The 12,947-nt window shown below is 61.1% G+C and carries 11 protein-coding genes; 4 read left to right on the forward strand and 7 right to left on the reverse strand.

Annotated features, from left to right (window positions below; all coding sequences use genetic code 11):
* Positions 1 to 477: 477 nt before the first annotated feature.
* The 5 genes from WDN46_01990 to WDN46_02010 all read right to left on the reverse strand — a co-directional run bounded on the left by WDN46_01990 (position 478) and on the right by WDN46_02010 (position 4,714).
* Complete coding sequence (locus tag WDN46_01990) at positions 478 to 672, reverse strand: hypothetical protein (GenBank protein MEJ0092227.1); 195 nt, start codon at positions 670 to 672, stop codon at positions 478 to 480.
* A 330-nt stretch (positions 673 to 1,002) separates the two neighbouring features.
* Complete coding sequence (locus tag WDN46_01995; protein ID MEJ0092228.1) at positions 1,003 to 1,212, reverse strand: hypothetical protein; 210 nt, start codon at positions 1,210 to 1,212, stop codon at positions 1,003 to 1,005.
* Between the two features lie 205 nt (positions 1,213 to 1,417).
* Positions 1,418 to 2,419: an HlyD family secretion protein gene (locus tag WDN46_02000; protein MEJ0092229.1), complete on the reverse strand. Its 1,002-nt coding sequence runs from the start codon at positions 2,417 to 2,419 to the stop codon at positions 1,418 to 1,420.
* 37 nt (positions 2,420 to 2,456) lie between these two features.
* Positions 2,457 to 2,660 carry a DUF1656 domain-containing protein gene (locus WDN46_02005; GenBank protein MEJ0092230.1) on the reverse strand — a complete coding sequence of 68 codons (204 nt, stop codon included), beginning with the start codon at positions 2,658 to 2,660 and terminating at the stop codon, positions 2,457 to 2,459.
* Complete coding sequence (locus tag WDN46_02010) at positions 2,657 to 4,714, reverse strand: FUSC family protein (GenBank protein ID MEJ0092231.1); 2,058 nt, start codon at positions 4,712 to 4,714, stop codon at positions 2,657 to 2,659. The genes WDN46_02005 and WDN46_02010 overlap by 4 nt, the downstream gene beginning before the upstream one ends.
* Before the next feature lie 303 nt (positions 4,715 to 5,017).
* Here WDN46_02010 and WDN46_02015 point away from each other — a divergent pair, with 303 nt between their 5' ends.
* From WDN46_02015 to WDN46_02025, 3 genes are all read left to right on the forward strand, one after another.
* A complete protein-coding gene (locus WDN46_02015; protein MEJ0092232.1) occupies positions 5,018 to 6,259 on the forward strand; it encodes a cytochrome P450 in 1,242 nt (413 codons plus the stop codon).
* A 184-nt stretch (positions 6,260 to 6,443) separates the two neighbouring features.
* Positions 6,444 to 7,556, forward strand: a complete 1,113-nt coding sequence (locus tag WDN46_02020) for a catalase family peroxidase (GenBank protein ID MEJ0092233.1) — start codon at positions 6,444 to 6,446, stop codon at positions 7,554 to 7,556.
* A 2-nt stretch (positions 7,557 to 7,558) separates the two neighbouring features.
* Positions 7,559 to 8,146 carry a cytochrome b gene (locus WDN46_02025; protein MEJ0092234.1) on the forward strand — a complete coding sequence of 196 codons (588 nt, stop codon included), beginning with the start codon at positions 7,559 to 7,561 and terminating at the stop codon, positions 8,144 to 8,146.
* Between the two features lie 44 nt (positions 8,147 to 8,190).
* On the opposite strand, the gene WDN46_02030 is transcribed toward WDN46_02025, so the two are convergent.
* Together WDN46_02030 and WDN46_02035 are read right to left on the reverse strand one after the other, a co-directional pair.
* Complete coding sequence (locus WDN46_02030; GenBank protein ID MEJ0092235.1) at positions 8,191 to 9,480, reverse strand: nucleotide disphospho-sugar-binding domain-containing protein; 1,290 nt, start codon at positions 9,478 to 9,480, stop codon at positions 8,191 to 8,193.
* A gap of 424 nt (positions 9,481 to 9,904) precedes the next feature.
* Positions 9,905 to 11,173: a cupin domain-containing protein gene (locus WDN46_02035; GenBank protein MEJ0092236.1), complete on the reverse strand. Its 1,269-nt coding sequence runs from the start codon at positions 11,171 to 11,173 to the stop codon at positions 9,905 to 9,907.
* A gap of 772 nt (positions 11,174 to 11,945) precedes the next feature.
* On the opposite strand from WDN46_02035, the gene WDN46_02040 reads away from it, so the two are divergent.
* On the forward strand, positions 11,946 to 12,722 hold the full coding sequence (locus tag WDN46_02040; protein MEJ0092237.1) for an SDR family oxidoreductase: 777 nt from the start codon (positions 11,946 to 11,948) through the stop codon (positions 12,720 to 12,722).
* Positions 12,723 to 12,947: the final 225 nt, after the last annotated feature.

The raw sequence follows: 12,947 nt of genomic DNA on the forward strand, positions 1-12,947 counted from the left end.
TTCAAGATGCTCGTCTCGATCGCGGATCGTGCGATGCGTGAGCGTTGGGGCCTTGGAGTCCCCACGGCGCGGCGTAGTCGCGTCCGCCGCGGCCAAATACTCTAGCTTCATTGATTCTTCAGCGCTTTGATAGGAAGGAGGGACCGCAGGCGCAGTCGTAGTTGTTTCCGCATGAGCTGACGCGCTCACTATAATGCCCATGAGGACCAATAGGTTGATTTTGGCCATGGCCTTCTCCTGTCCTGTGGTTTTTGACCAGGGGAAGGTGCAGAGATCGGGTTACGGCGCGATTTCAGCGTTGGAGAATAGCGTTACAGCGATAACGCTCACTTGATGCGCCGCCGTCGCATTCGCCGACCGACGCGTCTTCGAGGGCGTTGGAGATGTCTGTGCCGATCTGACTAAGACTGCGTCATCGGTGGCAGCCCTCCCCGGGATGCTGTTCCGCGGAGACGCATCGCTACAGCTGCGAGGGCGTCAGCCAAGACGAACTGACGGTGGTAGTTGCGACTTCGCCGGAGTGACGCTAACGGCGTCCCACAAAATGTCGGCGCGCGCCCCCTCAAAACGCCGGGCGAACGGCGAGGAATGGGTCTGGGCCTTAATCGACCGGTCTTCCCCGTCGAGCCGCCGCGCATAGAAAATCGAGCTCGCCACGCAAAAAGCAGTCATCAAGGGGACTGTTCCGCCGAGGAATCTGGTCGGCTGAACGCATCTCCCCTTCTATAGATACCCAGCTCCTGTGCCGCCCTGAACTCGCAAGTTCTCGCGCGCGCCTGACCACCCGCTGACGCTCAACGGCCGTGCGCATCTGCTCACCCTCCTTGTGGTGATTACATTGGCGTTAACGCAATTCCCCTCAATGCAGATGCGCTAGATCCGGATTTTTTTGCTGTGAATTCCAGCGTCGTTTGCCGCCATTTGCTGGCGGGCGATCGCTCCGCCACGCCAATCTCCACGCAGGATCGGCGGGATGCATTTTTCGCCGTCTGACTGGCCCAGCTAACGCTTCTGCAAGCGAAACTCCTTGCCAGTCAGGCCAGGCAGCACGCGACTGAGGTTCGAGTCATCGATCTCGGCCGCCGAACCTTTAATTGGATAGCCATCGATTATGTCCCGAATGGCTTCGAGCGTGCCCATCCGCGTGCTGTAAAGGTAGCAGCTCTTGATTGGGCTCCATTTTTTATATCGATAGACGGTAATTTTGGCCATGGCCCGCACCGAGCTTCGGTTGCTCCACCCCGTTTCAGAGGATACGGCGTTTACTTCAGGTTGCAATAAATTTTTTGCGTAAAAACTATTATCTTTGGTTGTAATATCAAAAGATATTTTCCGCCCGAGTTTTACGGTTCGGATCGGCCATTTGCGCGAGCGCGAGCGGCCAAATCTCCCGTTCGGCCTGAGCTAAAGGGAACATTCAGTTAAGAGGCGCAGCTGAATTTGGCGGCTTCGACGACGCTGTGGCGCGCGGAGAGGATTGCGGGTCGATCTGCACGGTGCCGGTCATGCCGGCGACCAGCGGCACATCGCTCGGCGGTTTATCAATCCGGATATGCACCGGCACGCGTTGCGCCAAACGCACCCAAGTGAAAATCGGGTTGACCGAAGCAAGACCAGCCGAATCCGGATCGACATTTGCATTGCTGATGCCGCGAGCGATGCCGTCGACATGGCCAAGCATGACCTCATTGGAGCCCAACAGCTTGATTTTGGCCGGGTCGCCATCGCGGATCGACCGGAGATTTGTCTCCTCGAAATAGCCATCGACCCAGAATGAATCGGCGTCGATAACCGAAATCGTCGTCTCTCCGACTTTGGCGTAATTGCCGAGCTGCGCGAGAAGATTGGTTACGTAGCCGTTGACCGGAGAGCGGATCCGCGTCCGCTCGAGGTTGACCTTGGCGCGGTCCAAGTTGGCCAACGCCTGCTGATAGACGGCCTGGGCGCTCAACGCGTTGCTGGCGTAGATCTGCTGCTCTTCGACCGAGGTGGACAGCGTCGTTAACTTCTCGCGGCGCGCCGCCTCCGTGCGTTTGTTTTGCCACTCTGCATTGGCCTGATCCAACGCCGCCTGCTCCAACTGAACCGCTATGGTGTAGTCGGTCGGGTCGATCACCATCAAGAGGTCATTCTTATGCACGAACTGATTGTCGGACACTGGAAGTTCGACAATGCGTCCGGCCACTTCAGGCGCGATCGTCACGACATAGACCCGCACTCTGCCATCGCGCGTCCAAGGCGTCGTCATATAGGCCTGCCACATTGCATAGCCCAGCGCGCTGGCGAGCGCGACGACGCAGAACGTTATTAGAACAGGAACGACGCGCCGATGCGCCTTCGTCGCGTTGTGGGCCGGGGCGCCATCGCGAACGCTTGCTTTGGGCGAGGCCCCGCCGCGGCCGTCGCCGTCTGTCGTCATCGGATCAGATCTCAAATTTACATCGGCCATCGTAGTTTCAACGGGCGACCAACAGGACGATAGACGAAAGCACAATCATGTAGACCGCGAACATGAACAAAGCAGGATGCCACACATGTGGCAACAGGCCGAAATGGTCCGCTATGTGCTGCAGCGGAACAAAAATGAGCCAAGCCGCCGCTATCATAATCGAGATCGGCGCGACGCAGACGCCGAATAAATCGATCTCGGTGAATTTCATTGGAGCGCTCCATCGAAGTAGGGCGCATGTTGAGCAAGCGCTTCCGACAAGGCGCAAATGCGCCCGCGCGCCCGAAGCGCGCGCGTCGCCGCCAGCCCCGGCGCCGCAGCGAGCGCGCGATCGAGATCCGCAAGGCTTTTGATCGCAGCCTCGCTATCGCCTCGCGCTAAGGCGTCAAGAGCTGGATCGAGACTGGAGCTCGCGGCAAATTGGGGAATGATGCGGCGAAGCCAGATAATCTCTTCCCCCGCCGAAAGAGCAGTCGCGAGCCGCGCGACTTGCAGCGGGTCGGCTTGCGTCGGCAACGCAGATAGACGGCTGTAGACCTTGCCGGCCCAGTCCTCCGTCGACGGAAGCGGGCCCGTCGCGAGGCGCCGCAGATCCCCTAGAGTGAGCGCCAAGAGCCGGCGAACGCGCGTCGCGGGAGATAATTGCGGCAGCAGATGCAGCGCCAAAACTCCGGCTCCCGTTCCGGCGACGATGGCGACCGCCGCGTTGCTGAATTGCTGGATATCGTAGCTCATTGGATTGGCGGGCGCGAGGATAGGAATGAAGTTCGCCGTCACGGCCGTGAACATTGGCCCCCGCCACAACTGAAGGGCGGCGGCAGGCACAAGCACAAGACCTATCGCGATGCTGAAGCCAGGGAAAGTCACCACATTTGGCAATATCGCAAACAGCACGATCCCGGCAAGAATTGCCGTCACGCCTGTGCCAAGCATGAAACTCATGGCTACCGGGCTGGCTTGATCGCCCCTTGTTGGGAACAATATGACGACAATCGCGGCGAAGGCCAACGCCAGGGCGCCGCTCGGCCATGCGGTTGCTATCCAAAAAAGCGCGGCCGCCGCCATTGTGGCGATCACCCGAATCCCATTGATGAGGGGAGGAAGCAAATCAGGCGTCCGCACGCGGGCCAGACGTGTGACAGCCTGAGCGCTGGCCGGATCAGTCAACAGCGCAAGCCCGTTGAACAAATGCGAAATGCCGAGCAGCCCAGCTGCGGTCTGATCAGCCAGGAGCCGCAACGATGGAGCATCGGCGGGCAGCGTAATCAGCGCTCGCGCTGCGGCCCGGCAAACTCGACGAAGATGCGAGGGATCGGCCGCCCAGAGAGCCGCGTCGCCCGGCGCCGGCGCCGCAGATAATTCCTTCGGGACATATCCCAAAATCAGCTCGCCCTCGCGCCGATCCTGGTCGATTGGCAGCCGCTCCAGATGGCCGGCGATCGTGCGCCAACGCGCGACCGCATCGAGCGACCCGTCCACAGCAGCCTGCAATACCCGCGTGCGGTAACGCAGGTCTGAAGCCTCTCCGATCGCTTCGTCGATAGCCGCATCGAGCCCGCTGATGCGCTGGGTCAAATTGCGTCGAATTGGTCGCGCCTGCGCCTGCTCGGGTCCAGCGAGCAAGAAGCTTCCGGCCAGCCCTCGGGTCAACTCGGCGGCGACGCCGGCAAGCTGGGCGGCCAAGCGGCGCCGGGCGTTCCCAAAGTCAGTGCCGGCGAGCACGACGCCTGCAGAAACTATGCCGATGCTGATCTCGGTTGCGCGGGTCACGGCGAGCTGAAAGGCCTGCCCGTTCAAACCGCCGACCGCGCCAAGTTGGTCCTCGGCTATGATCACGGCCGTAAAGCCGGCCAGCGCCGCCGCGTAGGACGCGAAGTTGCGCAAGATTGTCGCGATGAAACCGCAGGCCGCGCACCAAAATGCCAGGCTGAGAAAAAAACCGAGGCGGCTTTGCGGAAAAAGCGCCGTCAGAACCACAATCGCCACGGCGCCGACAATCGTGCCCACCATGCGGAATGAGGCCTTGCGCAACGAAGCCCCAAGACTTGGCTGGCAGACGATCGCCGCCGACGTGCCAGCCCAATATGCGTTGTCGAGCTCAAGCGCGAATGCGACGAAGAGCGCGAGGCAGACAGAAGCCCAAAGGCGCAGCCCAAAAAGAACCGCCGGACCGGCGGGCCGGATCGCGCGAGCCAAACGCTGCGCGTCGGGCCAATTGATTCGACCCCAAGGCAGGTCGCGCTTCCAAAGTCCGGCTTCGATCATCCCGCTCTCCGCTATCGCGGCCTAACGCAGATTTAGCGCATTGTCGACAACAGCCTGAACCGCCTGAGCCGCGCGCGTCTACCATCGCGGGTTCGCTCAAGGCGGGCCACCGTTCGAATTGCAATTGTAACATTCTGGCAGCGTCCATAAGCGCATCGGCTAGTCCCGGACCCCGCCGGCGTCGAATGGACGCATTTCAGACCTTCGTTCGCATTGCGACACTGCGGATTCATCGCTAGACGAAGCCGGTTTCCGGGTAGCTGTTTCGCGATGCAGCCGGCGTAATGAGAGATTTTGCCAAGGATGTACAAAGATGAATTGCGTGAGGATGTAGCATCGTCCTCCCATGCCGACCGGAGCCATGTCGACCGGAGCGCGAGCGATGAGCGTAAGACTGCCAATCTAGCGGGAGCAGATCACGGACCGGCGCTCGAACGGCAAGCTGATGGAAGCGTCAGGATCTGCAGTTTCGAGCTCGCCAGTCAGCTCCTTCGCAGCGGCTGCGTCAGGCAGGCGGGCTTCAACGCCGAACTCGTCGCCCGCCTTCCCCAGAAGAATGTCTCGGTGCTGTTTAAGGATGGCGATGAGCACCGTCGGCAACGCTCGGCGGTCGCGCGCTTCTTTGCGCCAGCGGTCGTCGTTGAGCGTTACCGGCGCGTGATGACGGAGATGAGCGTCCGGCTCGTCGATCAACTCCGGCAGCGACGGCGCGCGGCGCTCGATGATATGAGTCTCGATCTTTCCGTTGCGGTGGCCGCCGAGATCGTAGGCCTCACCGACAGCTTATGCGCCGGACTCGGCAAGCGCCTGAACCGCTTTTTCACAATGGAGAGCCCCGCGAAGGTCGGATCATTTCGCGGGGCTGCATATGTCGCGCGGGCGCAATTGCACCTGCTCCTCGTCTATTTGTTGGACGTGCGGCCCGCCATACGCAGCCGCAGACGGTCGCGGCGCGAGGACCTGATATCGCATCTCATCGAACAAGGATGGTCAAACTTCGACATCCTGACCGAATGCGTGACCTATGGCACGGCAGGCATGTCTACAACGCGCGAGTTCATTGTCATCGCCGCTTGGCACCTCCTCGAGCGCGAAGATTTACGGAGACGATTCCTTTCGACCGATGATCAGGGTCGGAGCGATATTTTGGAGGAGATCCTGCGTCTCGAACCGGCGGTCGGCACGCTCTTTCGACGCACAAATGTCGCTCTGACGCTCAATGATCGCGGCCGGACGGAGGAAATTCCATCGGACACGCTCGTCGCCATCGACGTGCGGGGAGTCAACTCCGATCAAACTGCGGCTGGCGCTTGTCCCCACCAACTAGATCCTGATCGTCGCCGGCGCGGCCCCGCCGCTCATATGAGTTTCGGCGATGGTCCTCATCGATGCCCGGGGGCTTCGGTCGCGCTGCAAGAGACATCCGTTTTTCTTGATCACCTTTTGCGCGTCCCCGGCATTCGGCTCGTCTGCGCGCCAGAAATCAGCTGGAATGGCGTCACGATGGGATATGTCCTGCGCGGGGCAATTCTCGCCTTGGACTGATCGCATGGAGCCATCATGGCAGCTCGTCCTCGTTTAATTAGCTAATCCCAACGAGCGCAATTGACTGATTAGTCGACGGGGCGTTAGCGTGCGACGCGATAGGCAGCGCCGTCTTACGGGACGGGGCTAAGCGCGCCGGCCGCATCATAGCTCACGGCCTCACGGCCAGACCAAGGACCAAACTTTGTCAAACGCCCCAGACCCCTCGACGCGATATCGCCTGCGGTCGCTGAAGGACAAGGGCGCGATCGGCAAATTGGGTCTGATCGGCGCAATCATTTTGGGCGTCGTCGTATGCTTTGCCTATGTCGCCGGCTGGCTCTCGCCTAATCTATTAACGCCGGCAGGAATGGTCGATGCCTTCCAGGAGGTCAACGGCGTCCATCCCGGCTTCCGCCGCAATCACGCCAAGGGCGTTTGCATCGCGGGTTATTTCGAGAGCAATGGCCAGGGCGCGCGCTTCTCCACGGCCGCCGTCTTTCCGCCAGGCCGCGTACCCGTCATCGGCCGTTTCGCCTTCTCTGGCGGCAAGCCCTATGTACCTGACAGCCCAACGCTGGTGCGCAGTTTGGCGCTGAGCTTTCGCCCCTTCAATGGAGAGGAGTGGCGCACCGCCATGGTCAACATACCGGTTTTTACGGTTAAAAACGTAGATGGTTTCCATGATCAAATACTCGCCTCAAAACCGGACCCCGCAACGGGCAAGCCCGACCCCGCTAAGATGACGGCATTTTTCGCCGCGCACCCGGAGGCGGTCGCTGCTTCGCGGCTCATCAAGGCCAAACCTTTTTCATCCGGCTTCGCCAACGCCGACTATAATGCGCTCAACACGTTTCGTTTCATCAACGCCGCTGGCGTCTCGACGCCGGTTCGCTGGTCGGCGATCGCGGTTGAGCCGTTTGAGCCCGAGACCCCTGACCAAACCGCGACGCCGGACAAGAATTACCTCTTCGACGCCGTCATTGCGCGCATCGAGCGCGGACCGCTGCAGTGGCGTCTTGTCGTCGCGATCGGCCAAGCCGGGGATCCGACCAACAACGCCACGCTCCCGTGGCCCGAGGACCGCGAGCATGTCGATGTCGGGACGCTCACCATCGATCACGTCGAGAGCGAAGCGCCGGGCAATTGCCGCGACGTCAATTTCGATCCCCTGGTGCTGCCTGCGGGCATAGAGCCATCCGACGATCCCCTGCTCAGCGCGCGATCAGGCGCCTATTCCAATTCTTTCACACGGCGCGCGGGCGAGAAAAAAGAGCCTAGCGCGGTGCAGACCCCCGTCGCTGGCAAGGGCGCATGACCATGGCGCAATATCCGCAGTTCCCCATCTTCTCACGCATTCTGCACTGGACGATGGCGGTCATGATCATCGCCATGTTGTTCATTGGCATAGGCATGGTCGCTTCGTTGTCGGACTATCACTGGCTGATCTCGATCCACAAGCCGCTGGGCGTCCTGATCCTCATCCTGGTGGCGATCCGTCTGATCAACCGCCTTTTCAATCCCGCCCCTCCTTTACCCGAAGGGATGCCTCCATTGCTGCGCTTCGCGGCGCATGCATCGCATATCGCGCTCTACGCGTTGATGTTCGCGTTGCCGCTTGTCGGTTGGGGAATGCTATCGGCGGCGCGCTATCCCATCGTGCTTTATGGATCGCTGCAATTGCCGCCGATCCTGCCTCGTGACGCCGCTCTCTATGCAGAGCTGCGAACGGCTCATACCGTTCTAGCGTTTCTGCTATTCGCGACTTTCGTCGCTCATCTCGGCGCGGCGCTGATGCACGCGTTGATTTTCCGGGACGGCGTATTCCCGAGCATGGCCTCCTGGAAAGTTCGCGAGAGCGCGGCTGCGAGGCGCAGCGGCGATGCGCCTACCGCGTCGAATGTCTGACGATCGGCGCGAGGGGCGTTATCGCCGCGCTATCGCAACTTTACCTATCCGGCGGCCGCGAGGCGACGCTTCGGAGCGCGCCGAGCCGCGACAATCGCCTCCATTTCACTGACGAGGATGGCTGAGTCGATCTCAGCGGTCATGGCCTTTCCTAATCGGCGCGCGGCAACGCGAAAATGAGGCTCTTCGATAAGACGCTTCAATGTGGCCGCAATCTCCGTTTCGGGGGCGTTCGGCGGCAAGACAAGCCCCGCGCCCTGGGCCTCCACCCGCATTGCATTGTCGTTCTGATCGCGTCCCATCGGCATCACCAGCAGCGGCAGGCCGTGGATCAACGCGCGGCTCACCGTGCCGTGGCCGCCGTGAGTCACGACGAGAGATGCTTCTTTCATCACCAGATCATGCGGGGCGCTGTGCAGCAATGTCACGTTGTTCGGCGCATGCAGAGTCGCTCCCTCCAGCGCGGGGCCAGTTGTCGCGACGGCATCTATTTCGATCGCGCCCAGAGCGTTGACGACCCGCTGCAGCGCATCGGCTTGGTTCTGAAACGTCGTGCTGAACGACACCAAAGCGCGCGGCCGGTCCGATCCTTGCGGCCAGGGCGCGATCCATGGCTTCGACCAGCCGGGCGGATCGAGCAACGGCCCGACATACCGCACATTCTCAGGGAGGTAATCCGCCGGAAAGTCGAACGCCGAACCAATGGCCAGGAGGACGCGTTCAGGCCGGTCGTAGAGGTCCAGCACATGACCAAGGGCGTCGAGCCCAAGGCCCATGCGCGTCGCGTTCAACGCGGGCAGCCACTCGTTTAGGGTCGCTGCAAATTGCATTCTTGCGGCATCAACTTCTGCGCGAGCTTCGGGCGTGCGCGGCGACGATAAACCGCTTCCGATCGGCGGCGTCCCCGGCAGCGGCCGCAAGCTGACATGAGGCGAAAACATAGCGCATGGCATCTTCGCCGCTTCCGCAGCCATCGCGGAGCCTAACAAAATATTGTGAGCGAGAAGAGCATCTGTCGGCTCGCGCTCGAGCTCGTCCCGCGTATCCGCGGCATAGGCTGGCGCCGGTCCAAACAGGATATTATCGCAAAGGCCTCTCACTTCATCCGATGGATCGAGCTTTGCAAATTTACTCATGATGTCCGAATAGCTAGGCGCGCGCCGCCACGCGGCGAACCCGAACCCGGCCGCCTCCACCTCATCGCGCAGCTCCAGATCGGCGATGAACCGAACTCCGTGACCGGCGCGGCTCAACTGCCGCGCGGCGGTCAGCAGCGGGCCAAGGTTGCCTGCGGCGCCGAAGCAGGCCAGCAAAAAATTTTGAGACATCGGCATCTTCTCCCCATGCGGCTCGAGCCTTCGAGGAAGGCAAAGAGACTGGACATGACGAGAGGATTAAGCGCTCCAAGCTGCCGCCTCATTTCACCCGGCGGCAAAATGGCGACATTTGTAGCAGTCCCGGAGGCGGGCGGACCACGCCGTTGCGGCTCTCTGAACCGTCAATCATCATCGGTCGGCGCTGCGGGCTTTGCGGTCGGGCGCCGCCAAAGCGATCCGCGCCGTTAATTGGCTGTCAGCGGGGCCAATCGTGGCGCGGCGCAGTCTCGACGCGGCAAGCAGGAGCCGCGCCGATTTGCAGGGAGAGCAGTCACGGATCGCAATGCGTCGAACGCCGGTCCTTTGGCGATAGAGGCGAGCAACACCATCCAGACGACCGGCGCCGATTAGCGGTCCTGATTTGCCCTAACGTTGGCTCCGGTCATTCAGGCATAACTTCGGGCTTGTTCTTCGGGAACTTCGCGATTGTCGCTTCGCTCACGTTCAAGTGTTGGGCGACCAGCGCCGGCGGCGTATGGGTGACCCAATCGGACAGCGAAACATCTGCGAATTTGGGCGCTTTGAACACTTCGAGGAACTGCAGATCGGTGTCGCCGGTGTTCTTGATGTAGTGCCCGAGGTTCTTCTTCACATAGCCGACGTCGCCCGCGTTGAAATCCATCGTGACGGCGTTCGGCCCGGTGTTGAAGATCGTCATGCGACCTTTGCCTTTGATCCAATATTGCCATTCATCGGCGAAGGGATGCCAATGCATTTCCCGGATGCCGCCGGGATGCACCGTCACCAGAGCCGCAGCGACCGTCGTGGCGACGGTGAAGTTTGTGCTGTCGGCGATACGCACCGAACCGCCCTTCGTCTCTCGCGACGGAGCCATCGATCCGAGCGAGAATGTGAACGGGTGCGGCGGAGTGCCGCGTCCGCTCACCGCGGCCCGGTCGGCTTCGAGATCGCCGGGCAAATTGCCCTGGAAAATGTAGAGATCGCGCAGAGGAATGTTCGCAAAGGTGTCGGCGGGAACTCCGAAGTTTTCAGCCAGAATCTCTGGAGGCGTGTGGGTGAACCATTCATTCATCAAGAGAGTCGAGAATTCAGAGGCGTGCCCGTCATCGAAGCAGATAAGAAATTCGCAACCGTCCGAGCCAATCCCTTGCAGCGAGTGCGGCAGGCCGGCGGGGAAATACCAAAGGTCGCCCTCTTTCACGTCAGCGATATAAGGCCGGCCGAACTCGTCGAGAACGGTGATGCGGCAATTGCCATAGGTCATGTAGGCCCACTCGGCGAATTGGTGCCAGTGCATCTCGCGGATGCCGCCGGCAGTCAGCCGCATGTTGACGCCGGAGATGGTGTCCGCAACCGCAAATTCGGATTGCGTCACTTCGCGCGCCCAGCCGCCGTTTTGAATGCGCCTTGGCGCGTTGTTGAATGTCGCCCAAGGCAGCGGCATGCTGCCGACGTCGGTTGGCGGCGGGGAAAACGCCGATGGAAACTGGCCGCTGATGGTGGTGTCTTGCGAACCAGGATCTACGACGCTTCGTGGATTTGTGGCGTTGATTGCGCCTTGCGGCGGATCATTCGGATTGCCGAAGGCGATCGGCGATTTTTCCGGCGCCCCTATTGCTCCGGCCATGGACGCCGCCGTGGCGACACCCCCTACGGCAGTCGCCGCCAACACTTTGCGCCGTGAAATCATTGCTCACTCCTGTTTGATACCTTGATTCCCAAAGGCGTGTTTTCCTACTGTTTATTCCGTACGGTGGAAAGCTCGAAGTTGCGCCGCCTTTCGACTGCTCCCTGCATCCGCGGCGTCACCAAAAGGCGAGGTTCGTGGGGCGCCGGCGCGGCGGGCGCATAGTTGAGCGGCATTTCGGTCTCCGACGCTCATTCAGGCAAGTCCGCTCCGCAAAGGCGGATGATTATCGACGTTCGGCTTGACCAATTTTCCAATAGAAGCTTAACTATGAGGCAATAATAAAGCGAGGGCTTAACATTAAGCCGCCGGGACATTCCTGGATTCCCTGGGGAGGGAGCAGCAGTGCGGAACGCAGATTCTGTCTCCATGCAACCTAAACCCCTCCCCTTTGCAGCCATGCCGCACAGCGAGGACGCGGAAGCGCGGCGTGAAACGTCGGGAGAAAACCCTGCGCGACAGCCGTCGGCGTGGCGCGCGCCATCGCGGACCTTGGCGAGGCGGAGAGAGTGGCCGCCATAGGTTTCGATTGCAACCTAGGCTTGCAGTCTTTCGTAAAAGACGCCGCGCTGCAGGCTATTCGGCGCAAGGCTGCTTCTAGATGGATCAATAGGCGTCGCCACCGAAAATCATCGATGCCGGAGTCGCGGTCCTCGCCAAGGCGAATATCGACGCGTCCTAAGCCAACAACATCCTCAATTGAGAAAATACGCGCTCTCCTAAAAGCAAGGCGCGTCGTCCGAAGCGCTCCCGCCAATTTTCTGGAGTTCACGCAATGCGACTGAAAGATAAGAACGCCCTCGTCACGGCCGCCGGGCAGGGCATCGGCAGAGCCGCTGTTTTGGCCTATCTGCGCGAAGGCGCGAATGTCCTTGCGACCGACGTCAACGCCAAGGCATTGGCCTCGCTGCAGGAGGAGGCCCGCGCGCTGGGGGCTATCGATCGGCTGCGCATCCGGTCGCTCGACGTCACCGATGCGGCGGCGATCGAAGCCCTGCCCAAAGAGACAGGTCCGCATCCGTTTAATGTGCTTTTCAACTGCGCCGGCTATGTCCATGCCGGCAGCGTTTTGGACTGCAGCGAAAAGGACTGGCAGTTCGCCTGGGAGATCAATGTCAGCTCGATGTTCCGGCTGATACGCGTTTTGCTGCCCGGCATGCGCGATAACGGCGGCGGCTCCATCATCAACATGTCGTCGGTCGTCTCCAGCGTGAAAGGCGTGCCGAACCGCTTCGTCTACAGCGCGACCAAAGCGGCCGTGATCGGACTCACCAAGTCGGTGGCGGCGGATTTCGTTGGCCAGGGCATCCGCTGCAACGCCATCTGTCCCGGCACTGTCGAATCGCCTTCGCTGGGCGAACGCATTACGGAGCAGGCCCGGCGCGAAGGCCGCGAGGTCGCGGATGTGCGCGCCGCCTTCATCGCGCGCCAGCCCATGGGGCGCGTCGGCCGCGTCGATGAGATAGCGGCGCTGGCGGTCTACCTCGCCTCCGACGAATCGGCGTTCACGACCGGCGCGCTGCATGTCGTCGATGGCGGCATGTCGAATTAATCTCTGCGCTATGCCCCAAAGGGCGTGAAGGCGCAGGACAAAAGCAACAGTGGGGGCCAGCGTTAGACGGCTCGCGCCGCGCGGCTGCGTCTGAATTTTTGGATGGCGCCTCCCCTCGCTTGCATGGGGAAGGCCAGGCTTGCTTCGAGGAGATATTGGAAGCGGCAAGCTCCCTTGCCAAACGAAGCGATCTGTCTCTAAAACACGCGGCAAGAGGCCGCAGCG

It is taken from the genome of Methylocella sp., assembly GCA_037200525.1.
GTDB lineage: Bacteria > Pseudomonadota > Alphaproteobacteria > Rhizobiales > Beijerinckiaceae > Methylocapsa.